Source organism: Pontibacter rufus (assembly GCF_015694705.1).
GTDB classification, from domain to species: domain Bacteria; phylum Bacteroidota; class Bacteroidia; order Cytophagales; family Hymenobacteraceae; genus Pontibacter; species Pontibacter rufus.
Window position 1 is genome coordinate 583,911 of record NZ_JADQDR010000001.1, and the last position, 21,099, is coordinate 605,009.

General features: G+C 50.0%; 22 protein-coding genes and 1 pseudogene. All 23 read right to left on the reverse strand.

Annotated features, from left to right (window positions below):
• Positions 1-4: 4 nt before the first annotated feature.
• The 23 genes and pseudogenes from I2I11_RS02650 to I2I11_RS02765 all read right to left on the reverse strand — a co-directional run bounded on the left by I2I11_RS02650 (position 5) and on the right by I2I11_RS02765 (position 21,091).
• On the reverse strand, positions 5-2,104 hold the full coding sequence (locus I2I11_RS02650; RefSeq protein ID WP_196266096.1) for a copper-translocating P-type ATPase: 2,100 nt from the start codon (positions 2,102-2,104) through the stop codon (positions 5-7).
• Positions 2,105-2,212: 108 nt separating this feature from the next.
• Positions 2,213-3,508, reverse strand: a pseudogene (locus I2I11_RS21195) (PQQ-dependent sugar dehydrogenase).
• A gap of 118 nt (positions 3,509-3,626) precedes the next feature.
• On the reverse strand, positions 3,627-4,691 hold the full coding sequence (locus I2I11_RS02665; protein ID WP_196266098.1) for an NAD-dependent epimerase/dehydratase family protein: 1,065 nt from the start codon (positions 4,689-4,691) through the stop codon (positions 3,627-3,629).
• A gap of 170 nt (positions 4,692-4,861) precedes the next feature.
• Entirely contained in the window at positions 4,862-5,167 is a 306-nt protein-coding gene (locus tag I2I11_RS02670) for a heavy-metal-associated domain-containing protein (protein WP_230679845.1), read from the reverse strand.
• 29 nt (positions 5,168-5,196) lie between these two features.
• Positions 5,197-6,555 (reverse strand): MBL fold metallo-hydrolase, encoded by a 1,359-nt coding sequence (locus I2I11_RS02675; protein ID WP_196266100.1) that lies wholly within the window; start codon positions 6,553-6,555, stop codon positions 5,197-5,199.
• A gap of 189 nt (positions 6,556-6,744) precedes the next feature.
• Complete coding sequence (locus I2I11_RS02680) at positions 6,745-6,960, reverse strand: SHOCT domain-containing protein (protein ID WP_196266101.1); 216 nt, start codon at positions 6,958-6,960, stop codon at positions 6,745-6,747.
• 20 nt (positions 6,961-6,980) lie between these two features.
• The gene (locus I2I11_RS02685) at positions 6,981-7,310 is read right to left on the reverse strand and encodes a P-II family nitrogen regulator (protein WP_196266102.1); all 330 of its coding nucleotides are present in this window, start codon (positions 7,308-7,310) and stop codon (positions 6,981-6,983) included.
• Positions 7,311-7,524: 214 nt separating this feature from the next.
• A complete protein-coding gene (locus tag I2I11_RS02690; protein ID WP_196266103.1) occupies positions 7,525-7,887 on the reverse strand; it encodes a hypothetical protein in 363 nt (120 codons plus the stop codon).
• Positions 7,888-7,937: 50 nt separating this feature from the next.
• Positions 7,938-10,178, reverse strand: coding sequence for a heavy metal translocating P-type ATPase (locus tag I2I11_RS02695; RefSeq protein WP_230679846.1), 2,241 nt, complete (start codon positions 10,176-10,178; stop codon positions 7,938-7,940).
• Positions 10,179-10,318: 140 nt separating this feature from the next.
• On the reverse strand, positions 10,319-11,743 hold the full coding sequence (locus tag I2I11_RS02700; RefSeq protein ID WP_196266104.1) for an outer membrane protein assembly factor BamB family protein: 1,425 nt from the start codon (positions 11,741-11,743) through the stop codon (positions 10,319-10,321).
• Complete coding sequence (locus tag I2I11_RS02705) at positions 11,740-12,384, reverse strand: class I SAM-dependent methyltransferase (protein WP_196266105.1); 645 nt, start codon at positions 12,382-12,384, stop codon at positions 11,740-11,742. Before I2I11_RS02705 ends, I2I11_RS02700 begins: the two co-directional genes overlap by 4 nt.
• A 30-nt stretch (positions 12,385-12,414) precedes the next feature.
• Complete coding sequence (locus I2I11_RS02710; RefSeq protein ID WP_196266106.1) at positions 12,415-13,095, reverse strand: DUF3347 domain-containing protein; 681 nt, start codon at positions 13,093-13,095, stop codon at positions 12,415-12,417.
• A gap of 229 nt (positions 13,096-13,324) precedes the next feature.
• On the reverse strand, positions 13,325-13,783 hold the full coding sequence (locus I2I11_RS02715; RefSeq protein WP_196266107.1) for a hypothetical protein: 459 nt from the start codon (positions 13,781-13,783) through the stop codon (positions 13,325-13,327).
• A 215-nt stretch (positions 13,784-13,998) separates the two neighbouring features.
• Positions 13,999-14,361, reverse strand: coding sequence for a four-helix bundle copper-binding protein (locus I2I11_RS02720; protein WP_196266108.1), 363 nt, complete (start codon positions 14,359-14,361; stop codon positions 13,999-14,001).
• Positions 14,362-14,451: 90 nt separating this feature from the next.
• A complete protein-coding gene (locus I2I11_RS02725) occupies positions 14,452-14,658 on the reverse strand; it encodes an SHOCT domain-containing protein (RefSeq protein ID WP_196266109.1) in 207 nt (68 codons plus the stop codon).
• Between the two features lie 162 nt (positions 14,659-14,820).
• On the reverse strand, positions 14,821-15,225 hold the full coding sequence (locus I2I11_RS02730; RefSeq protein WP_196266110.1) for a hypothetical protein: 405 nt from the start codon (positions 15,223-15,225) through the stop codon (positions 14,821-14,823).
• Between the two features lie 131 nt (positions 15,226-15,356).
• Positions 15,357-15,920: an AraC family transcriptional regulator gene (locus I2I11_RS02735; RefSeq protein WP_196266111.1), complete on the reverse strand. Its 564-nt coding sequence runs from the start codon at positions 15,918-15,920 to the stop codon at positions 15,357-15,359.
• Between the two features lie 241 nt (positions 15,921-16,161).
• The gene (locus tag I2I11_RS02740; protein WP_196266112.1) at positions 16,162-16,626 is read right to left on the reverse strand and encodes a heme-binding domain-containing protein; all 465 of its coding nucleotides are present in this window, start codon (positions 16,624-16,626) and stop codon (positions 16,162-16,164) included.
• A 2-nt stretch (positions 16,627-16,628) separates the two neighbouring features.
• Positions 16,629-17,219, reverse strand: coding sequence for a DUF3347 domain-containing protein (locus I2I11_RS02745; protein WP_196266113.1), 591 nt, complete (start codon positions 17,217-17,219; stop codon positions 16,629-16,631).
• Between the two features lie 330 nt (positions 17,220-17,549).
• A complete protein-coding gene (locus I2I11_RS02750; protein WP_196266114.1) occupies positions 17,550-18,140 on the reverse strand; it encodes an AraC family transcriptional regulator in 591 nt (196 codons plus the stop codon).
• Positions 18,141-18,333: 193 nt separating this feature from the next.
• Positions 18,334-18,813: a hypothetical protein gene (locus I2I11_RS02755; protein WP_196266115.1), complete on the reverse strand. Its 480-nt coding sequence runs from the start codon at positions 18,811-18,813 to the stop codon at positions 18,334-18,336.
• A gap of 233 nt (positions 18,814-19,046) precedes the next feature.
• Positions 19,047-19,694 (reverse strand): DUF3347 domain-containing protein, encoded by a 648-nt coding sequence (locus I2I11_RS02760; protein WP_196266116.1) that lies wholly within the window; start codon positions 19,692-19,694, stop codon positions 19,047-19,049.
• Between the two features lie 182 nt (positions 19,695-19,876).
• Positions 19,877-21,091 (reverse strand): efflux RND transporter periplasmic adaptor subunit, encoded by a 1,215-nt coding sequence (locus I2I11_RS02765; protein ID WP_196266117.1) that lies wholly within the window; start codon positions 21,089-21,091, stop codon positions 19,877-19,879.
• Positions 21,092-21,099: the final 8 nt, after the last annotated feature.

Sequence of the window (21,099 nt, forward strand, 5' to 3'; positions counted from 1 at the left end):
GTTTTTATTTTATCTGCCTTCGCAACAGTTGCGCGTTAATCGCCACGATCACGGTACTCAGGCTCATCAAAGCAGCGCCCACAGCAGGAGAGATCATGATGCCCTGCTGGTACAGCACGCCGGCGGCAAGGGGCAGCGCGACGATGTTGTAAGCCGTGGCCCAGATCAGGTTCTGGATCATTTTGCGGTAAGTGGCTTTGCCGAAAAGTATCAGCGAGGCGATGTCCTGCGGGTTACTGTTAACGAGTATAATGTCGGCTGTTTCGGCGGCTACATCGGTGCCCGAGCCAACGGCAATGCCCACGTCAGCCTGGGCCAGGGCAGGAGCATCGTTTACGCCGTCGCCCGTCATCGCTACAAACTCTCCTTTTGCCTGCAGCTCTTTTACTTTCTCCTGCTTTTGATGCGGCAGCACGTTGGCCAGGTAGCCGTCCATGTGCAGCATGTCGCTCACGCTTTTGGCCACTCGCTCATTGTCGCCCGTCAGCAGCAGGTTTTTGATGCCGTTCGCTTTCAGCACACGTATGGCTTCTGCTGACTCTGGCCGGATCTGGTCGCGCAGGGAGATATAGCCCGCCACCTGCCGGTTTATCAGCACGTATACTATTGTCTCCACGCCTTTCTCTGCCTGGCTTGGCGGCACCTGCACGTTAAATTCTTTGATGTAGTTGGGGCCGACTACTTTTATGTCTTTGCCTTCCACTCTTCCTTCCAGTCCCTTGCCAGGCAGGTAGTTGAAATTATCGGAAGCAGGTACGGTTATACTATCGGCCTTCGCTTTTTTAAGGATGCCCTGCGCAATATAGTGTTCCGAATTTTGCTCCACACCCGCAGCCAGCCGCAGCAATTCCTGTTCGCTGTAACGCGGGTTAAACGCAACCACCTGCGCCACTTCGTGAGATCCCCGGGTGAGCGTGCCTGTTTTGTCGAAGATAATGGTGCTTATTTTACGGGCATTCTCGAAGGCGGTGCGGTTGCGTATGAGCAGGCCATTGTTGGCCGAAACGGCCGTGGAGATAGCCACCACCAGCGGGATGGCCAGGCCCAGTGCATGGGGACAGGAGATGACCATCACGGTTACCATGCGCTCCAGGGCAAAACTAAGCGCAGCGCCAGCCAAGAGCCAGGCAGCCAGCGTGCCGAAACCAGCCGCAAGCGCCACATAGGTCAGCCACTTGGCTGCCCTGTCGGCCAGGCGCTGCGTGTCTGACTTTGTTTTCTGCGCCTCCTGCACCAGGGTAATTACTTTGTTCAGGTAGCTGTCCTTGCCCGTGTGCTCTACGCGCACCTGAAGCGCGCCGTTGCCGTTGATGGAGCCGCCGATTACGTTATCGTCTTTTACTTTTTGCACAGGTTTGCTCTCGCCCGTCAGCATGCTCTCGTTCAGGTAGCTTTCGCCTTGTACCACCACGCCATCGGCAGGCACTTTCTCTCCGGGCCTGATAAGTATAATATCTCCTGGCCGGAGCTCCTCCACTTTAACCGTTAGCGTCTGCCCGTCCTTTATAACATGCGCCTCGGCGGGCATCATACTTACCAGTAGCTCCAACGCTTTTGATGCGCCCAGCACGGATTTCATTTCAATCCAATGGCCCAGCAGCATGATGACGATGAGCGTAGCCAGTTCCCAGAAAAAGTCCATCCCTTCCAGGCCAAAAGCCACGGCCGAACTATAGAGATAAGCTACGGTGATGGCTACGCCAATCAGCGTCATCATACCTGGGGCGCCCTTCTTTATTTCCTCCACCAAACCCGTCAGGAAGGGCCAGCCGCCGTAGAAAAAGATAATGCTGGACAGGGCAAAGGCGATGTACAGGCTGTAGGGCACGTGCAGCGAGTAGCCCAGGATGTTTTGCACCATCGGGCTAAGTATGATGACCGGCACGGAGAGCACGAGCGAAACCCAGAAGCGCTTTCTGAAGTCGTCTATCATCATGCGGTGATGGTCGTGTCCGCTGCCGTGGCCGCCATGACCTACATGCTCCTTGTTGGGCATGGCGCTGCTATGCGCGTGCAGGGTTTTCTCCTCCAGCCGCTCTGCTGTTTTATCAGCTTTTTCCTGGGCTTTGCCTTTAGCGCTTTGGTGGTGGTGTTCGTGTTCCATAAATATCGTTTTTAGCTTCTGAGGCTACTCTATTTTGTAAACCTTACCTGTTTGTCCGTGCGGTCCCAGTACGTCGTTTACCAGCAGGTATACTTCGCCGCTGTTGTCCTACCCAAATCCATACAGGTAGTACCCGAGGGCTCCGTTTGCCATGTCCTTAAAGTGCAGCTGCCTGTATTGCCAGGGACCTTTGTCTCCTGTAACTTCAGCGGCAAAAACGGCTCCGTCCGGCTTGTCATGGGCCTGCGTCCATACCCCGAAAAGATACTTTCCATCCAGTCCCTGATACTGCTGCCCCCTGTACACATAACCTCCCACTCCCACAATTCCCAAACCTTCAGGGTAAGTCATACTGTTCTTGAATTCAATCACCGGGTCGATAAACCTATTGCCTAAACTGTCTGCATCGGGGCAGTCCGGCAAAGGCTGCTTGTTGTCTGCTGCGTTAAAGCAGAGGGTGCCTTCCTTCACGTTCCAGCCATAGTTGCCGCCTTTGGTAACCACATCTATCTCCTCCCGCAAAACCTGCCCGGCGTCTCCTGCTATCAGCATTCCTGTTTTTTTGTCGAACGAAAAGCGGTATGGGTTACGGAAGCCGTAAGCATAAATCTATTTCCTTCCATTTTTGCCATCAGCAAAGGGATTATCAGAAGGAATGCCGTATGGGGAGCCGCTGTTAACGTCGATGCGCAGGATGTTGCCCTCCAGATTTTTCTCTATGTCCTGGCCGTTGCCGCCCTCGTTTTCCTTATACCAGTCTTCTACATGGCCGGTGCCAATGTCATTCTTATTGCCGCCGTCGCCTATCGAAATGTAAAGATACCTGTCGGGCCCGAATAGAAGCGTGCCGGCATTGTGGTTGGTGTATGGATGGTCATCGGCCAGAAGAATCTTTTCAGAGCCCGGCTCTGCCACATTCGGGTTACTGGCCGAAACGCTATACTCAGCAACATAGTTGGTGTGGTCATAATCATCAGGGGCAGAACTGCGCAAGGGGGCACTGTAGTAGACGAAGAAACGGCCGTTCCGGGCATAGCCAGGATGGAAGGCCAGTCCCAGTAGCCCCCGTTCCTCTTCTTTATTCTTCTTGAGCGGCACTATCTTGTTTTTGATGTCCAGAAAAGGTTCGGGAAGCAGCTTTCCATCCGCAACCACCCTGATCTCTCCAATCTGGTCCAGAATAAAAAGCCGGTCATCGTTAGGTGGCTGTGTCAGGAAAACCGGCTCTGCAAGGCCTGAGGCAACCAGTTGCAGCCCGACGGAGTCTACTGCTGCCTGTTCAGATGTTGAGGCGGCTGTAACAGCACTGTCAGTTGTCTCCTGCCCTCCAGTAGACTTGGCTCCATCGCAGGCGATGAGCAGCGGCGCCAGAAATGCGAAACAAAGTATGTGTGTGTTTTTCATAGCGTAAGGTTTAATGGTATGTTAAGAAGTAAGTATTTATAAGGTTACATCCTGATTATAAGCCTCCTATATATGGCATGGCGTTATCGGATATTCCTGATTAATTTTGTTTCCATACTTACTTTAATTTGTTGCGACGGTACCAGCCGGCGGGGTCGGCTTTAAGGGCCGCAATCATTTTGGGCAGCGTTTCGCGCAGGGAGTGCCGCGGCTCCCAGCCGAGCAGGGTGCGGGCGCGGGTGATATCCAGCTCCGAGTGGTCGTCTGCCAAATCTATCATCCAGGGCTTGATGAACGGGTCGCCGAAAAGGCCTTGGGCCCAGGCCCCGAGCTTGGCCACTACCTTGGGGATTCTGTAAGTACGCCACGCTTTACCGTAAAGGAACCGACCAATCTGCTGCTGCAGTTCCCTGTAGCTCAGCGTTTCCGGGTCCCCGATGTTGATGGTTACTTCGGCGGGTAAATCCTTTCGCCTTTCGATTGTTTTCGCTATCGCCTCTACCAGATCGTCTAAATGGATAAAAGGATTGCCATGAGCCGTATTGCCCGGGTAGAAATGGCTGGTGAGCTGCTTTTCGTAGATGCGCTGTATCTGGTTTGTGAGTGGAATAGAGTTGCCTTCCTCATCGTACACGCCCGCGATCCGGAGGATGACAGCAGGGATGTTTCCCCGGTTTTCGTGAATGAGTTTCTCGGTCTTTACCTTGGATTTGGGATAGTCCCATTTGGGTTCCAATGGGGAATTTTCGTTTATCTTTACGCCGGGATGGGTGGGGGCGTACACTAGCAGACTGCTGGAGAAGATAAACTGCTGCACCTCCAGCGGCTGCAGGGCCTTAAGCAGCTTCTGCGTGCCCTGGACGGTTATTTTCTCATACAAGGGGCTGGGCCTTCCGGCAAAGTCATAGTAAGCAGCCAAATGCACGACGGAGGCAATACGCTTGCCATACCTGGCCTGCACCTCATCCATCACTTCCGCCAGGTTCTCTTCGGAGGTCAGGTCAATGGTAATGCAATCAGCCTCTTCGGGCGGATAAGGGTAGCCGGCGTTGTCGAAGCCAACCATCTGGTAGCGCGGCGCCAGCTTTTTAATCAGGGCGCTGCCGATGAGCCCGCTGCTGCCGGTTACCAGAATCACTTCTTTTTCTGATTTACGGGCAATCTCGTTGTTTACCTGGAGCATAGTCTGATGGCTGGTTTGGTATGATATTTCTTGCTTCACCCCATTATGTATGGGACATGGCATAGAGAATATGTTAAATTAGTTCAGGCGGAGCAAGCAAGGTGTGGGAGCTGCAGAAAGCCCGAGCCGCTGTGGCTCCCACCTCAGGTGCATCTTTCAACAGCCGCTGCCTAACAGCAACAACCGCCGGAACGATTGGGCTTTGGAATATCGCCGCTTTCCTTCTTCTCAAGCTTAAAGCCGATGCCTTCCACGGCCTGCTGCATCCGGGCGGGCGTTACCGCATCCGGGTCATAGGCAACCGTGGCGGACGCGCCGGCAAGGTTCACCTCCGCCGATTTTACGCCCTCCAGCTTCGAGAGGGATTTTTGCACACTGTTGGCGCACCCGGCGCAGGTCATGCCCTCCACAGAGAATGTCTCTTCCACCAAATTATCTGATTGGCTTACCTGGTTGTTTTGCTTTTCGTTTTCCATGATTGTCATATTTAGGTTAACACAATTATCTATTTAGCTGCCTTAGCAGCCGGTTGTTCAAAATCCTTTATCGCCTTACCCAAGTCGTAGACGGGCGTGCCTGCCAGGGATTTCTCTAAAATGCTGGCTCCAATAGCCGACCTGTAGCCACTCGCGCAGTGAACGACTACAGGTTTATCCGTACCGATCTCATCTGTCCTGTCGCGTAGCTCCGGTAGTGGAATATGGAGTGCCTGGTCAAATATTTTCCTCTCTTTTACCTCCGACTCATTGCGAAGGTCCACAATGGTAAAGTCCTGCGAGTGCTCCATGAACTCCTGGAGATCAATGTGGAGGCTGCGCTGCTGCCCATACGTTGGCGCCTGTAAAGCTCCCCTGATGTTTTTCTCGTAGCCAATCTTTGCCGCTTTCCGGATCAGGCCCTCTAAGGCCTCGTGGCTGTCTGCCAGCAGGTAAAACTCCTCTTGCGGCCCCACAACAGACCCCAGCCAAGTCTCAAACTTCTTCCCGCACATGATACTGATGGCCCCTGGCAGGTGCCCCGCTTTGAACTGCTCTTGCGGGCGGGTATCCACCAGCAGTACGCCCCGCTGAAGCGAGGCGTACTTGTTTAGCCGGGGCACTGCCTCCACGCTTTTGCCGAAGGCCTCGGTACCCTTTCTGTTCAGAGCCACATCGTAACTGAAGTATTTTGGTATGTAGGGTTGTTCTTCCAGGAGTGCTTGAACAAAGGTGTCTTCCGGCATTGGCTGAAGCGCATAATTGTGCTCCACTTCCTGGCCTATCGTGCTGGAAAGATTGCTGCTGATATTCTTTCCGCAGAGGGAGCCTGCCCCATGCGCCGGATAAACTTTCACGTCTTTATCCAGCTGCATGAGGAGCTCCCGTGTTGAGTGGTATAGCTGCCTTGCCAGTTCCTCCCGCCTCGTGCCGGAACTAGTAGCATCCTCCCGCAGGTCGGGCCTGCCCACGTCTCCCACGAACAGCGTATCCCCTGTGAAAACGGCATGTTCTTTCCCCTGCTCATCCTTCACAAGGACGCTGATGCTGTCTGACGAATGACCGGGTGTGTTGAGGGCCACGAGTTTTAACTTGCCCACCGTCACCTGGTCGCCCTCATCAAAGGCGGTGTGGGGATAGGTAACTTCTGCCCGCCTGCTTATATAAACGGGAGCATTTGTAGCACTGTGAATTTCCAGATGGCCGCTCACAAAGTCCGCATGCAGATGCGTTTCTACAACTGCCACTATTTTTGCCCCGTGTTTTTCGGCAAAGTCATAGTAGGACTGTGGATCTCTGCCAGGATCGACCAGCGCTACCTGTTTGTCGCTCAGCACTGCATAGGAGGCGTGTGCCAGACCTTCGTCATAAAACCGTTTGATATGCATTTTGTAACTTCCTTGAGTTAAAGCATTTCTTCGCCCTGCCGTTTTCTCCAGAACATATAACAAATCCTCCACATGTAAAAAGCCGTTTTCATGGGTAACATCCCGGGGAAAAATGCCTGGAAATTTCGGCTATGTCCAAAAAAAGAACCTACAGGATAATATTGTGTTTTCCCTGCAGGGCTTTTAAAGCTACTTAATTTTATCTCTTTGCAGTATTGCTTTTCGCTCCTCGTATTCCTGGGTGGTCATCTTTCCACTTGCATATTTTTTTTGAAGAATGTCCAAAGGGGTTTCCCTATATACTCTCGTCCGTGACATGGGGAATAAAAATATTGCAAAAATTAAAATTATCCAGATGATCCACCAGACCATATTCATGCCCATCACGTGATATTCATTGTCCATAGCTGTGTCGTATTTAAAAGTTAAAATAAATCCTGCCTGCCTTCTTTACCTGTCCGTACTTTGAACATTTGTTGTACCTCGGAAACGTAAATGGTCCCATCGCCTGTTTCTCCGTGTTCGCTGAGAATTTTTACAACTTCCTGTACGTTCTCCTTGTTGCAAACGATTTCGAGCTTAGCCATTTCACTGTGGGTTACAGGAAGACCTGCATGTGGGCCCAATATGTGAATGTCTTTCTTCTGAGTATATTTCACATGCGCAATGCTCATGCTCAGAAACCCGGCACTTCTCAGCGCTTCTACTACTTCATTGACGCTTGCTTCACTTATGTATGCTTTTAGTTCTCTCATAGCTCGTTGTCTTTATCGCTACCCCGGGCATTTTTCCGCCCCATCAGCAGCATGGGTAAGACACAGACGGCTATTAAGACTATAAAAAGCAGCCAGCCTATGTTTGCTTCAATTCCGAAAAAGGGTAATGTAAGAAAAAGCAATAAAGCCAGTATACATCCTATCATCGTCCATTTCATCATACTTCCTTTCATAGCGTTTGGGCTTATAAGGGTCAGTTTTGATTTTTGTGCATTTCCATATGATCTTCTTCTTTCATTTCTTTCTCATTGTTCATCTTGTCATTTATCATGCTTTTCATGTGGTCATTGTTCATCATCATATTTCCCATCATGCGGCATGTGGAGGAATCATTTTCGGCTTTGTTCATCATGGCGTTCATCATCATCTTCATCATTTCAGGGTCGTCCATCATCCTGCCCATCATTTCTTTATTACCCATCATGTTTTTACACATCTCCATCATAGCTGCAGAGGAAGAATCCATGGCTGCTGTGCTTTTGCCCTGTGCATGGGCCTGTACTGAGAACAAGGCGATAAAACCTGATGCGATTAAAAATTTAACAGTAGCTTTCATAGTTCTTGTGTTTATAGGTTTAATGATTTGTTAAGTACATGACCGCTTAGTTACCGCTTTAATGACCGTGCCTTCAGCCGCAGGCTATTGGTAACTACCGACACTGAGCTAAAGGCCATGGCTGCGGCTGCAAAGATCGGGTTCAGCAAAAAGCCCGTGAAAGGGTATAGCACTCCTGCCGCGACTGGGATACCGATCAGGTTGTAGATGAAGGCCCAGAACAGGTTCTGCCGGATTGTCTTCACGGTTTCTTTGGAGAGCCTGATCGCGGTTACGATGTCCTCCAAATCGCCTTTGATGAGGGTAATCTCGGCACTTTCTATGGCGATGTCCGTTCCCGTTCCCATGGCAATGCCCACGTCTGCCTGTGCCAGGGCCGGGGAGTCGTTGATGCCATCTCCCACCATAGCCACCTTCAGGCCGCCGGACTGAAGCTCCCTGACGTAGGTTGCCTTGTCGGCAGGCAACACGTCCGCCTTGATGTGGTCCACGCCGGCTTGCCGGCCGATGGCCTCTGCCGTCTGCCGGTTGTCCCCTGTCAGCATGTGTACCACTAGTCCCATCTGTTGCAGGGCGGCGATGGCTGCTTTAGAGGTTTCCTTGATGGTGTCCGCTATGGCGATGATAGCGACGGCCTCCGTATCCTGCCCCACATAAATGATGGTCTTGGCTTCCCGGCTCAGCTTCTCTACCTCCATCTGCAGGTAGGGGGGTACGGCTACCCGGTTTTCATCCAGCAGCGTTCTGTTGCCGATCAAATACCGCTTGCCGCCATAGCTTGCCTTTACGCCCTTGCCCGTAACGCTGTCAAAGCTATCCAGGGAAACAGCTTTGGGATTTTCCGGTTTCAGGTGATGGACGACGGCCAGCGCCAACGGGTGCTCTGACTGGGCCTCCATGGCAAAAACAATGCGGGAGGCTTCCTGCCTTCCCTCCGGGGAAAGGTCCCAGAGCACGTCGGTTACCTCGGGTTTGCCCTGCGTGATGGTGCCTGTTTTATCTACGACGATAGCATTGAGTTTATGCGCCAGTTCCAGGCTCTCGGCATTCTTGATCAGGATGCCGTTTTCCGCCCCCTTGCCGATGCCTACCATAATGGCGGTGGGTGTCGCCAGCCCCAGGGCGCAGGGGCACGCAATGATGAGCACAGTAACTGCCGCGATGATGGCGTAGGTGATTTGTGGCTCCGGCCCCCACACGCTCCAAACGATAAAGCTCAGGATGGCAATCACAATCACAACCGGAACAAACACAGCCGATATACTGTCGGCAAGCTTTTGTATAGGCGCCTTGCTGCCCTGCGCCTCCTGCACCAGCTTTATGATTTGGGCCAGCATGGTTTCGCTGCCTATCCGCTCGGCCACCATCTTAAAGCTGCCGGTTTTGTTGATGGTGGCTCCGATGACCGCGTCACCGGCTTCTTTTTCAACAGGAATAGACTCTCCCGTAATCATACTCTCGTCGAGGACAGATTTCCCCTCCGTAATCTTTCCGTCTACCGGCACTTTTTCACCAGGCCTGATAAGGATGATGTCTCCTTTCTGTACTTCCCCTATGGGAACCTCAACCGCCGTGCCGCCCCGAATTACCCTGGCGGTTTTCACCCCCAGGTTGATGAGTTTCTTAATAGCGGCTGACGTGCGCGACTTGGCCCTTTCCTCAAAGTACCTGCCCAGCAGTATGAGGGCAACGATGGCGACAGCCACCTCATAGTATACATGCGGCTCCAGGCCTCTGCTTCTCAGGTACGCCGGGAAAAAGGTGTTGAAGGCGCTAAACAGGAAGGCAGCTCCCGTTCCCAGCGCTATCAGCGTATCCATGTTAGCAGAGAGGTGCCTGGCCCTTTTATAGGCAACAACGAAAAAGTCTTTGCCGCTCCAAAAGATAACGGGTACGCTCAAGGCCAGCATAATCCAGCCCGCGTAAGGCATTTCCGGGAAAAGCATGGCAATCCAGATAACGGGAATGGAAAGCGCCACGGCCACTATAAGTTTAAATCTGGTCTCGCTTAGTTTCTTTTCTTCTCTCTCTTGCCGGTTTTCCTGATCTGCCTTCTGGTTCACCACCAGGCTATAGCCGATGTCCGCGACGGCCGCCTGCATCTTCTCCGGTGTAGCCACATCCGGTTCATGCTCCACCAGCACGCTGGCGTCGGCGAAGTTCACGCTGGCTGACCTGACACCCTCCACATGCGAAAGGATACTCTCAACACTGTTGGCGCAGGAAGCGCAGGTCATGCCTTCAACTTCGTATCTGTCTTTAACTGTTGGTTTTTCTAGTACTGGTTGCATTACCTTATCTTTTTGATTTTGAACCCTGCTTTTTCAACTGCCTCTGCTACATCCTTACCGCTTACATTTTCTCCTGCTACACAACAAGCACTTTCTCTGGGATTTCTATGTCCGCGCACCGTCTTTCTGCAGCAGGTTTATTACTGTTTTACGCTGTAAGCATACATCCCATACGCCTTTTTGTCGGCCCACTTAAACAAATCAGGCGCTCCTCCACCCAGGTATAAGGTGTTGCCTTTTACCCACAGCCAGGATATAACAGGGCTGGGGTTTTTTGTGCTCCACAGTTGTTTTCCATCATCTGCATTATAGGCTTGTAAAGTACCATCCAAAGAACCTACAAAATATACATCGCCGGCTAAATAACCCGGTACAATGGCAGCAGGCTGTGCCTCGTTTTTTACCCATTTAAGCTTTCCGGTAGAAGCGTCTAAAGCTTTAATTGTTATCTTTGCTTTATCAGGCGCCATGTTGCCGTGGTTATAGTTGTTATTACTCCAGGCCAACACAGTTCCTTCGCCAATAGAGGCTTCTCCGTGCATACCTCCGTCCACGCCTCCATATCCTATTGATATTTCCCAAACTTTTTCTCCTGTTTCAGCATCCAGGGCATAGTAAATTCCGCTCTTCTGTGCTGCCCCAACCAACTTTCGCGGCTGTCCGTTAATATTAGCCGTAAAGAGCTGTGCGCCGCCGGCAAAATCATAATCAGGCCCTTTCTTATTAGAGTGTGTCCATAGATCATGCGGGGTCACTTGCGTGAACCATTTTATATCTCCGGTCTTCGCGTCCACGGCAATCACTGCGTCAGACATGGCCGATGCCTCCTCTCCGGTGTAGTTATTGCCAGTGGTAAAGAACAAGGTGTTCAGTTCAGGGTCTAAGGCAAACGAGGTCCACATGGGCGCGCCATTTTGCGGGGGCTCTACCAATGCTTTTTCCCACACTTTCCGGCCATCTTCTGCATTTAAGGCCACTACTTTCCCCTGCAAGTCAGGCGTAGAATTTTCCTGCATTTCTTCCACGGACGATACACCTATGTATACTAACCCGTCATAGTATAAAAGCGTACCAAGGTTACCTGCCTCCGGGTCATCCGTGAATTTTGTTTTCCATAGCACTTCCCCTGTAGCCGGGTCAAGCGCAAAAGCATTGCCTTCTACACTGGCTTCAAATAATTTGCCACCTCCAAGGGTGCCTGTGCCCGCAAAGCCATGCCACGGCCATTCCGTTTTAGGTTCTTCTATAGCCTTCTTCCATACCAGATTTCCATTGTTTACATCTACCTTATAAATTGTTCCTCCCCAATCGCCAAAGTAAACGGCGCTGCCCTCCACCAAAGGAGCATGGCTCACCGGATGCTGCGTGGGATATTTCCAGCTAAGGCGCATCGCATTCACATTTTTGCTGTTAATGGAAGATGTTTTCGTAGCATGCTGGTTGTAGAGCATTTGCTTTTGAGAGTCTTTTAACGTAGCTGCTGCCCTTTTATCCTGTGCATAGGCAGGCACTGAAAGAAAGGCCATAAAGCCTGCTGTGATTAAAAGTCTGATTTTAGTTTTCATAGTTGATGTGTTTGTAGGTTGTCGGATTTTATAAAAATGCCTTGGTACCATTGTACCAGCTGTTTGAAATAATCTTCTTTAACCGTCTCAAATCCATTGTTTTTAATAACGGTGTCCGTCCGGCGGTTAAGATGGCAGCCTTCCCCAATCGCTTTCCAGGCCGGGGCTATGAAATCCTGGAGCTTTCCATTGGTTTCTTTTTTGGAGCGAATGTGTTCCAGTACAATTAGCAATTCCTGGGGGTTAAGCCACCTGTGAAATCTATCCAAAGCTGCCTCCAGGCTAGGAATGGTACAAAGCACAAGGGTGCAAACCACTGCGTCAAGGCTTGCATGGGGTATTAACTTATCCAACTCCGGGTCTTCTATACCTGCCTGATACAAAGTTATACTACCTTTCTGTGGCAGCTTTTCTTTAGCTCGTTTAAGCATTGGCCCTGAAGGCTCTATACCAAGCACTTGTGCATCCTGCCCATAAAAAGAAAAATTCGCCCCGGTGCCCACGCCCACTTTCAGGATGCTGCCCGACAGCCTGGAAATCAATGCTTTCCTTCGCCCGGCCAACTCCTTCTGATCCGCTTTGCGCATTACAGCATCGTAGGCATAAGCAAAGAAGCGGGAATAAAATGTGTTTCTTTTCATGGTATGTGATGCATGGTTCGTGGCAGAAAGTCAGTTCAGGGTATCTTTTGTTTCGCCGCATGTCAGCATTTGCTGCCCCATATAGGGGTTCCGGATTTCCTTTGCCTCACTTAGCCAGTATGCCCCTTTATTCCCGTTAGCCATGGGACAGTACTGGACGTACAATGTTCGCCGGCCTGCTCCGTAAACCTCTGCTGCTTTTATCATGGCCTGGGAAATAAAGGCGAAATTTTCTCTTTTCCCGGCCATCGTTTTGGCCTCTTTACAAAGCTCCAAATGGTCCATCAGGAAAAAGTCCTTTTCTTTCCAGAAATCATGGGCACTTCCAGTCAACAACCCGTCATTCACCTCAAGCAGCGCAGCCATCATATTTGTGCTTGCGTTATCCACCTGTTTTTTATCTGCGGCTACCAGGCCATTTTTTAAAGCAAGGTAAGCTTCTAAAACGCTGCCGAGCTGTTGCTTAAATGCTGCCGGGGCTTCCTGGCTAAAGTCCAGCGTATCTCCTGCTACAAATTCGCTGGTCGGAATCTGGTTCTTCCTGATAGAGTCATCGATTGTCCCATAATCCATATCCATGTTCTCATGCACTTCCATGGGGTCAGCTTTATTTTCTGCCACTTCCTTCTTCTCACTGTTGCACGCTGCGAGAAAAATGAACATCAAAGCAGTTACTGCCAAAGACATCAGCTTAATTAGTACCTGTTCCATTTTACCTCATTGTTTGGTGTCATATTGATTAACACTTGCTTTTATGTTGAACCGTTACCCTTTTAACTTAAACCCTTGGCATGCAAATAAGGGTTTTACATAATTATGGATAAAATGTACATAATTATACCATTCTTACTTGAGCCCTTTGATAAACTCTTGGCTCATGGCAGCCATTTCCCCGTAATAACAACTAAGTTATATGCACAGCTTGGGTTCTCTGTGAATACTATCCTGCAGGCTTTCGGAAGTCCTTCCAGGTAAAAACCAGGGGCAGCGCCTTTATAAGAAAGGAAAAGGCGTTGATGAGGTAAAACTGGAAGTATACACCATAATACACGCTTATAGCCGAATCCAAAATAACCCAGGTGCCAAAAGCTACCAGGATGGCATTGCGAGCCCAGCGTTCTTTTCTCCTGAAAGGGTACCGGGCTATATAAGCAAGCAGAATATAGGAGCAGGCGATAGTTCCGCCCAGCGGCCCCCAGATAAAGGCGCGAAAAGGCACTATCTCTGCTGGTATTTGTGAACTGTGCCAGAACAGCCGGGCCAGCGCCTGGTTATAGGGCCGGAACAGCGGGTTATCTCCATACACAGCAAAAGCAACCCCAAACAGCGCAAAAAGTACGCTGGTGTAGAAGAGCCATTTTTGCCAGAAGAGAAAGGAGTTACTTGCCTTGCTGTTCATTTTCGAAAGGTAGCCAGGGGCAGTTATTCCTGCGTCCTAAAGTATATAAACACTTTATTATAGTTCTTCACATCTGTCTCAAGCATGTAAAATATATAGCAGCAATTATTTTATAACTTAAAAGGGAAGTTACCAGTTGGGCTTTTGCCACGACTATAAAAGTAGAAGCCTGCCCGTTTAGACAGGCTTCTACTCCTTAAACAGTAGGGGGAGGCTTAAGCGCCTACGCCTTTGTAATTCCTGCAGGCTTCCTCGCACTCGCGGCAGATTTTGGCGCAATGCATGGTTTCCTGCTCTTCTTCCTTGTGGTTCTCGCAGATATCGGCGCACTGCTTGCATATTTCCGCGCAAAGGTCTACCATCTGCTGGGCAAATGCTGAGTTGGAGGCCACAAAGCTCGCTGCGACGCGGCAAACCTTCGCGCAGTCCCTGCAGGCGCGCAGGGCGCGTACCAGCTCGTCTGTTCTGTCATTGTCCAGACAGGCATCAAAGCAGTGGTCGCATTCATCCGCGCATTGCGCCAGGATGTGAAGCAGGCTCTGGTGGGGGCTGTTGTTGTGTTCATTGCTGTGATTCATAGTTTTTTGTTTTAGGTTAAAAAAATCGGTTAAAGTCATTGGTTAAAAAGGAAGCCTGGCCGTTTAGGCAGGCTTCCAGGTTATACATACTTATATTTTTAAGTCCCGCTCAAGCACTTCTTTCCGTTCTTCGTAAGCTTCGGTGCTCATTTCAACGGAAGCATACTTCTTGCGAAGCACGTCCAGCGGGCTTTCTTTCCCTCCGTCTTTAGAGGGAGAGAACAGCTCGTAGAGCAGCATAAACACCACGCCTACGAAAAGAAGCGTGCATAGCAGGCCATATCCTATAAATTCCATAAAAATCATCTTTTTAGTTTAACGTACTTGTTTTCTCATTTTGCCCGGATACAGTAATTAGCGCATTCAGGGCAGGGGAAGGGGCCAGACAAACAGCTAAAGAAAGCCGGCGCCCTCCACGTGCTGCACCAAATTATCCGGGTAATTTAATTTAAGAAGATGTTACAGCTTCTGGCTTTCCGGCTCACCGGCTTTCACCTTGTTCCCGTCCATTTTCATGTTATCATCCATCTTCATGTTGCTGTCCATTTTCATGTTTCCGTCTTTCATGCTGCTCATCATCTTGGCGCACATGGCTTTCATGTCCTTGTTTTCCATCATGGTCAGGCAGCCCTTCATGTTTTTGTTGTCTTTCATCATGGCCATGCAGGTCTTCATATCTTTGCCCTTCATCATAGCCATGCAGTCCTTCATGTCTTTGTCTCCCATCATCGGCATAGAATCGGATGTTTTAGCCCTGACTTTATCTCCTTGCTTGGGTGTAGTTTGCGAGAATGCGTTCACGGAGAACATCATCAGGAAAGCCATGGAAAGCGCAGTAGGAACTGCCATTATTTTAGTCTTCATAATCATCTGTTTTTAAGGGTTAATTTTGAAATACTTACTTGAGCATCTTACTCAAGCGTCTTTGTATAGTAAACCCTTTTTAAGGCAAGTCCGTTGTACAGGATTCCGGATGAAATGTACAAGATTCTGCCTTATACCTCATCCAGAGAGCTTCTTTCCTTACCCCCGGATTCTTTGTAGGTGTTTACTGTCATACCTGTCACGGACTTGAACTGGTTGGAAAGATGGTGAACGCTGCTGTAGCCCAGCTTGCGGGCTATCTCGCTCAGGTTCATCTCCCCGTACGCCAGCAGCTCCTTTACTTTATCAATCTTCTGGCGGATGATGTACTTTTCAATCGTGGTGCCCGCTCGTTTAGAGAATGTCTTGCTGAGACTGCTGTAGGATTGGCCTACCTCGCTGGCTATGTAGTCCGAATTGCGGAGGTTGGTGGTTACCCTCCCTTGCACAAGGTCCAGCACGGCTAGTTTCACCTGTTCGGCAAGCAGTTCGTCCTTATCCTGCATCAGTTCAAAGCCGTGCTTTTGCAGTACCTGCCTAATAGCCGCCATATCCACCATATCGTGATTAAAAATAGTAAGCTCCCCCAGCTTGTCCATCTCAAACTCCACACCCAAGGCATTTAGTTCGGTGCTGATTACGGTGATACACCGGGGGCAAACCATGTTCTTCACCTGAAAAGTCGTTCCTTCCATAGGTAGTTTCTTCTAGTAATTCTTAGTGTGTTTTCTTCTTAGCACAACAGGTGCCTCGCGGCATGTCAGCTTGTCCGCTGCTACAGTCCTGGTACCATCGTAGTTGCCCTCTCAAGCTCCGTTTGGCAACTACCAATAGAAAGTTCCTACAATGCTGAGCTGAGCATGGTGAGCAGTTAATTATCTGAAAAGGTATGATTATTCCTATCAGGTATAGTTGCAAATACGTTTCAATCTCATTTCAATTCTGTAGTGTCAGGCTGTCTTGTGTTTCATTTAACCAGGCGATGATGGTAGCTTTTTCCTCGTTTGTAAGCCGGGCATCTTTATGTATCAGGGTGTAGGAGGTTAAAGGCATAGTGCCATCCTCAATGCTATTTTCAATCGACCGCAGCTTGCTCATTTGCCTTCGGGCAGAATAAGTGCCGAATTCATTAAAGTTCAGCTCTTCTTTGCCCGCCTTTATATGCCTTTCCAACCACCAGCGCCCGGGCTGCAAGTTGGCATACCAGGGATAATTAGTGTTGTTGCTGTGGCAATCGTAACAGGCCATTTTAAAAAGAACCTGTACATTTTCGGGGATGGTATATACTTTTGTGATGTCTGTTGCCAATGCCTGCCCGCTTTGGTTGCGGGCAGGCTGTATAAACTGAACGGCAATAAATACAAGCAACAGGGCAAGCAGGATTTTCTTGCTGCTACTCATGCTTAGTTAATTTCCTCTTTCACCTCACCGCAGGTGGGCATGGCACTGCCGAGGTATGGATTGCTTATTTCTTCGGTTGCACTTAACCAAGTGGCGCCTTTGTTGTCATTGTACATCGGGCAATAGTCCACATACAGCTTTTGTACGCCATCGAAAGCCTTTACCAGGTCATACATGTCTTGACTGATGATGTCAAAATGTTCCCGCTGGTGCTCTATATTATCGGCGTTCATGCCAATGTGCTCTGCGTGTTCTATGGCATCCTCTTGCACTTCATCGTATACCTGCTTCTGCTCAGGGGTAAGCGAAGACGCACCTAACTCTTTCAGGGCATCCATCAGCTCGTTGCCGGCACTGGCCGCTTCTTGTCCGTTGTCGGCAGCCAGCGCATTTTTGAGTTGCAGGTAGTCGTCCACAACCCCGTTTATGGGCGTAGCAGCCACTGTTTCTGCACTGTTTGCCTGCTGTTCTGTTTGCGTAACAGCCGTACTTGCTGCGTTGCTTTCCTCTGCGTTGTTGTTTCCGCCATTGCAGGCTGTAAGAGCAATTGCAGCTATGGCAACACTAACAATCGAATTAATTGAATTTTTCATTTTAGAACATTTAATGGTTTTGAATTGATTAAAATTACTTTGATAGTTATGAGTTAGAATTATCTCAATGTTTCCGTTACCTTTCTACATGTAAGTATAGCTCTGCCGGAAAGGATTTTTACCAGTTCAGCTAAAGCCTGTGCCTCTGGCTGGCCTATGCAGCTGTCCGGTAAAATTTGCCGTCCCGCATTGCCCGTTATGGCTAAGCATAGGCGCATTTGCGCCTATGCTTAGTTACCCGATTGACGATGAGGCAGTTTTACATATCTATGGAATGTCATTACATAATTATGCCACTCCCGTTATTATGATGTGAGGCTGCTCTAGGTGTCAATACAAGTTATCAATGGATTGCCGGTCCGCGCCGCCTTGCCTTTTATACTTGTTGAGCGTAGTGCCGGTAACTTCTTTAAACTGGTTGGACAGGTGCTGCAGGCTTCTGTAGCCGAGCCTAATCGCAATTTCGCTAAGGCTAAGTTCCTTATAGGCCAGCAGCTCTTTGGCACGCTCTATCTTTTGCAGCACAACATACCTGTTCAGGTCCATCGCTTCTGAAATTTTGAAAGCAGTGCTAATCGTAGAATAGTCTTTGCTAAGCGTCTTGGCCAGATAAGTGGATACAGTGGTTTTGAGATGAGGCAGTTTGTCGTTATAGACCAAGTCAATAACTTTGAGCTTCACTTGCTCTACAAGCTCCTCACGTTTATTGTGCAACAGCTCAAAGCCATTGCGGACCAGCGCCGCTTCTATAGCGTTCTCGTCTATCTTGCCGTCTTGTTCTTCGATTATGGTTCTGCCAAGTTCCACGCCTATTACACGTAACCCGAGATTTTCCATTTCATCGCGCACTACTTTAATGCAGCGCGGACAGACCATATTTTTAATATGAAGCACCTTTTGGTGCAGACTCTCTTTTTCCATTTTTACAAACAGCTTTGTGAAAAGCACCGTGGACGCCAGCAGAAGCAGGCATGATGCTTAAACTGATACACAACTTTCTTTCAGCAGACAGCCTACACGGCAAAACAAGCCATAGTAAGCTTAACAGCATCACTACCGGGAGGACATAACTATTCGGCCCATGATGCCGTGCGATGCATGTGCGGTTTGTATATCAAATAATGAGAGAGTGCAGGAATATCCTGATGTCAGGTATTTTAGGAGGACTGTTATCGGGAGGAGCGTGCGACACCGCTGCGGTGCGGTTTTGGTAGAGGAGGGCCAGTGCTGCCTGGACAAGGCGGGGTACGAGGGCCAATGGAGCTTTTATAAGCGAAGGCAGCTCAACCGTAGTGGAAGCCTTTAGAAATGGCGTGTTGCCTTGCTCGGTGCAACAGTTGCTGTCCTCTGTCGGGGAGGCAGGGTGTTTGTCGCTATGCTGGTGTGTGGGAGCAGAAGCTTCATGCGCGTGCGTATGGCTGTGCTCATCATGCCCTTTGTTGTGCTGATGTTCCTGGATGGAGGCTACGGGATGAAGCCGTTGTGCCAGGTGAGGAAGATTACAAACCAGCTGAACAAGATACAGGTTTACGAACACTGCCAGCAGAGACAGCGCCATGAAGCGTATTTTCTTGTTATGCCTGGTTTTTCTCATAAAGGAAATCCTGTCTGTCAGGTGACAATCTACCTTTGAAACAAATATAGTCAAAATTATCACTATCTGCCCTGCTTACTTTCTGAAACAAGCACCCGGTTCGCTATACGTTAAAACAGCTAAAGGGAATAGCTGCTCGTAGTTCCGCAAGAAAACAGGGAGCGCTTGCCAGGTATAAAACAGTTGCTAATATATGCGTGAGCCTCCGACAGGCTCACGCATATATTATTCTCTTAGTTGAGCACTTCTTCCGTACTACCGCATTTGAGCATCTGCTCGCCAAAGTATGGATTGCGGATTTCCTGATTAACACTCAGCCAGTAGCCGCCTTCGTTGTTGTTAGCCATCGGGCAGCGTTGGTAATAGAGTTTCTGGCCAGTCGCATCAAAAGCTTTTGTCAGGGCAAAAGTTGCTTCTGAAAGCGGCTCCAGGCTTGCACGCTGGGCATCCACATCGGAAGCAGCGGCTATTTTTTCGGCGCTTTCCTTTATCTGTGCCGTTTTCTCTTCGGCAAAAGCCTTTTGCTCATCTTGCAGCGACGCTACAGGTATGGCGCCGGCAACAGAAAACACCTTGTTTGCGGCTGTTTTTGCTGCGGCTGCGTCAGATGCCACCAGGGCGTCCTTCAGTTTCAGGTAGGCGTCCAGCAAAGCTGCCACCTGTGCTTTCACCGGCTCGGCTACGGCAGTATAATCCGGCGTTTCTACCACTACGCTGGTGGGCATAGCTTCTGTTTCCATTGTTTCCTGCTGCATATCCATGCCATTGTGCTGCATTTCGGTGTTATCGGCAGTAGCTTCGGTGTTCTCCGTGGTCTTGGCGGAGCAGGAGGAGAAAGTGATGCCTGCCAGCAGGGCAGCTGAGAAAAGAGTTTTTTTCATCGGTTTAGAATTTAAATTTGAGTTTATACTTGTATGATTAAAGATTGATTTGCGTCAGCGTTACAAAGATAAGCAGCACTGTTACAAGTGCATATACCGCCCATCGCAACCACTTTTTATAGTTGTGCCTGGGCTCATTTTCGGGTTCTGTTCTGCAGCAGTCTTTCATCGATAATTGTAGTTTACATGTCCATTCCCGGCATTTCCGCCATAGAGCCGCCCTTCTTCAACACAAGCTCACTGTAGAGCAGGTAAGCGCCGGAAGTTACAATTGTGTCGTTTTCTTTAATCCCGGAAAGGATAGCTACTCTGTTAAAGTTTTCCTCCCCGAGCGTTACCATGCGGGCCTGGAAAGTGCCTTCCCCCGTCTGCACCCACACCAAACTACCGCTTTCGTCACGGATGACGGCATCGGCAGGCACCGTCAGGGCAGCGTCGTTCTTGCCGGGCAACGCAATGGTGGCCTGCATACCAGGTAGGTACTGGCCGCCTTCGTTCGGCAGCTCCGCGCGCAGCACCGTTACCTGGCTGCCCGCGCTTAGTTCCGGGCTCAGAAAAGTAACTTTGGCCGGAACAGCCTCTGCAAAACCCTGCACCGTTACCTGTACCTGGTCGCCAGTCTGTACATTTTGCAACTCCTGCGGGTATAGTTCGGCCTCCACCCAGATTTTATCCAGTTTGCCCAGCCGGTACAGCACACCGCCTTCAGCTACATACTGCCCTTCGGCAGCGGCCACTTCGGTTATCACGCCGGAAGCTGGTGCCACAAAGGTAACGCGGGCATCCATTTGCCCAGTGCTTGCGAGTTCTCTGATTTGCCCTTCTGTCAGGCCGTACAGTAGCAGCTTCTTCCTCGCAGCTTCCAGGAAAGAAGCGAAACGCGGGTTCTCTTTCCCGAGTTCCTGGTTTTGCTTCAGGGCCAGCAGATACTCCCGTTGCAGCGTTAGCAGCTGCTCGCTGTACAGCTCATAAAGCGGCTGACCTTTCTTTACGGCCAGGCCGGTTTCTTTGAGGTAGAGCTTTTCGATACGGCCGGCAGCACGGCTACTGACAACATCCGTTTGCGTTTCGTCCAGCGCCAGTTGCCCTGTCAGGAGCGTGTTGCTGTTCACATCGCCATACATTACAGGCTGCACGGCGATGTTGCCCAGCGCCATCTGGCGCTCGCTCAGCGTCAGCTCGCCCTCCGCCTTTCCCGACTGCGACACAGGCACTAATTCCATGCCGCAGATAGGACAGGTGCCGGGCTCGTCGCGCACGATCTGCGGGTGCATCGGGCAAGTATAAGTTGTTGCCTCTCCCGCAGCGTGTTCCTCTTTTTCCTGGCTGCAGGCGCCCAGGGTGATGACCATTAAAAAGGCCAGCAGGTATAGAAAATAATTTTTTACGCTTGTCATAGTGTCTT

What these genes read in the sequence shown, in the direction of transcription:
- I2I11_RS02765 (WP_196266117.1), bottom strand. Translation starts at nt 21,091, where the DNA reads ATGACAAGCGTAAAAAATTATTTTCTATACCTGCTGGCCTTTTTAATG.
- I2I11_RS02675 (WP_196266100.1), bottom strand. Translation starts at nt 6,555, where the DNA reads ATGCATATCAAACGGTTTTATGACGAAGGTCTGGCACACGCCTCCTAT.
- I2I11_RS02710 (WP_196266106.1), bottom strand. Translation starts at nt 13,095, where the DNA reads ATGGAACAGGTACTAATTAAGCTGATGTCTTTGGCAGTAACTGCTTTG.
- I2I11_RS02695 (WP_230679846.1), bottom strand. Translation starts at nt 10,178, where the DNA reads ATGCAACCAGTACTAGAAAAACCAACAGTTAAAGACAGATACGAAGTT.
- I2I11_RS02720 (WP_196266108.1), bottom strand. Translation starts at nt 14,361, where the DNA reads ATGAATCACAGCAATGAACACAACAACAGCCCCCACCAGAGCCTGCTT.
- I2I11_RS02685 (WP_196266102.1), bottom strand. Translation starts at nt 7,310, where the DNA reads ATGAGAGAACTAAAAGCATACATAAGTGAAGCAAGCGTCAATGAAGTA.
- I2I11_RS02750 (WP_196266114.1), bottom strand. Translation starts at nt 18,140, where the DNA reads ATGGAAAAAGAGAGTCTGCACCAAAAGGTGCTTCATATTAAAAATATG.
- I2I11_RS02705 (WP_196266105.1), bottom strand. Translation starts at nt 12,384, where the DNA reads ATGAAAAGAAACACATTTTATTCCCGCTTCTTTGCTTATGCCTACGAT.
- I2I11_RS02730 (WP_196266110.1), bottom strand. Translation starts at nt 15,225, where the DNA reads ATGAAGACTAAAATAATGGCAGTTCCTACTGCGCTTTCCATGGCTTTC.
- I2I11_RS02690 (WP_196266103.1), bottom strand. Translation starts at nt 7,887, where the DNA reads ATGAAAGCTACTGTTAAATTTTTAATCGCATCAGGTTTTATCGCCTTG.
- I2I11_RS02680 (WP_196266101.1), bottom strand. Translation starts at nt 6,960, where the DNA reads ATGGACAATGAATATCACGTGATGGGCATGAATATGGTCTGGTGGATC.
- I2I11_RS02760 (WP_196266116.1), bottom strand. Translation starts at nt 19,694, where the DNA reads ATGAAAAAAACTCTTTTCTCAGCTGCCCTGCTGGCAGGCATCACTTTC.
- I2I11_RS02740 (WP_196266112.1), bottom strand. Translation starts at nt 16,626, where the DNA reads ATGAGTAGCAGCAAGAAAATCCTGCTTGCCCTGTTGCTTGTATTTATT.
- I2I11_RS02700 (WP_196266104.1), bottom strand. Translation starts at nt 11,743, where the DNA reads ATGAAAACTAAAATCAGACTTTTAATCACAGCAGGCTTTATGGCCTTT.
- I2I11_RS02725 (WP_196266109.1), bottom strand. Translation starts at nt 14,658, where the DNA reads ATGGAATTTATAGGATATGGCCTGCTATGCACGCTTCTTTTCGTAGGC.
- I2I11_RS02715 (WP_196266107.1), bottom strand. Translation starts at nt 13,783, where the DNA reads ATGAACAGCAAGGCAAGTAACTCCTTTCTCTTCTGGCAAAAATGGCTC.
- I2I11_RS02665 (WP_196266098.1), bottom strand. Translation starts at nt 4,691, where the DNA reads ATGCTCCAGGTAAACAACGAGATTGCCCGTAAATCAGAAAAAGAAGTG.
- I2I11_RS02650 (WP_196266096.1), bottom strand. Translation starts at nt 2,104, where the DNA reads ATGGAACACGAACACCACCACCAAAGCGCTAAAGGCAAAGCCCAGGAA.
- I2I11_RS02755 (WP_196266115.1), bottom strand. Translation starts at nt 18,813, where the DNA reads ATGAGAAAAACCAGGCATAACAAGAAAATACGCTTCATGGCGCTGTCT.
- I2I11_RS02745 (WP_196266113.1), bottom strand. Translation starts at nt 17,219, where the DNA reads ATGAAAAATTCAATTAATTCGATTGTTAGTGTTGCCATAGCTGCAATT.
- I2I11_RS02735 (WP_196266111.1), bottom strand. Translation starts at nt 15,920, where the DNA reads ATGGAAGGAACGACTTTTCAGGTGAAGAACATGGTTTGCCCCCGGTGT.
- I2I11_RS02670 (WP_230679845.1), bottom strand. Translation starts at nt 5,167, where the DNA reads ATGGAAAACGAAAAGCAAAACAACCAGGTAAGCCAATCAGATAATTTG.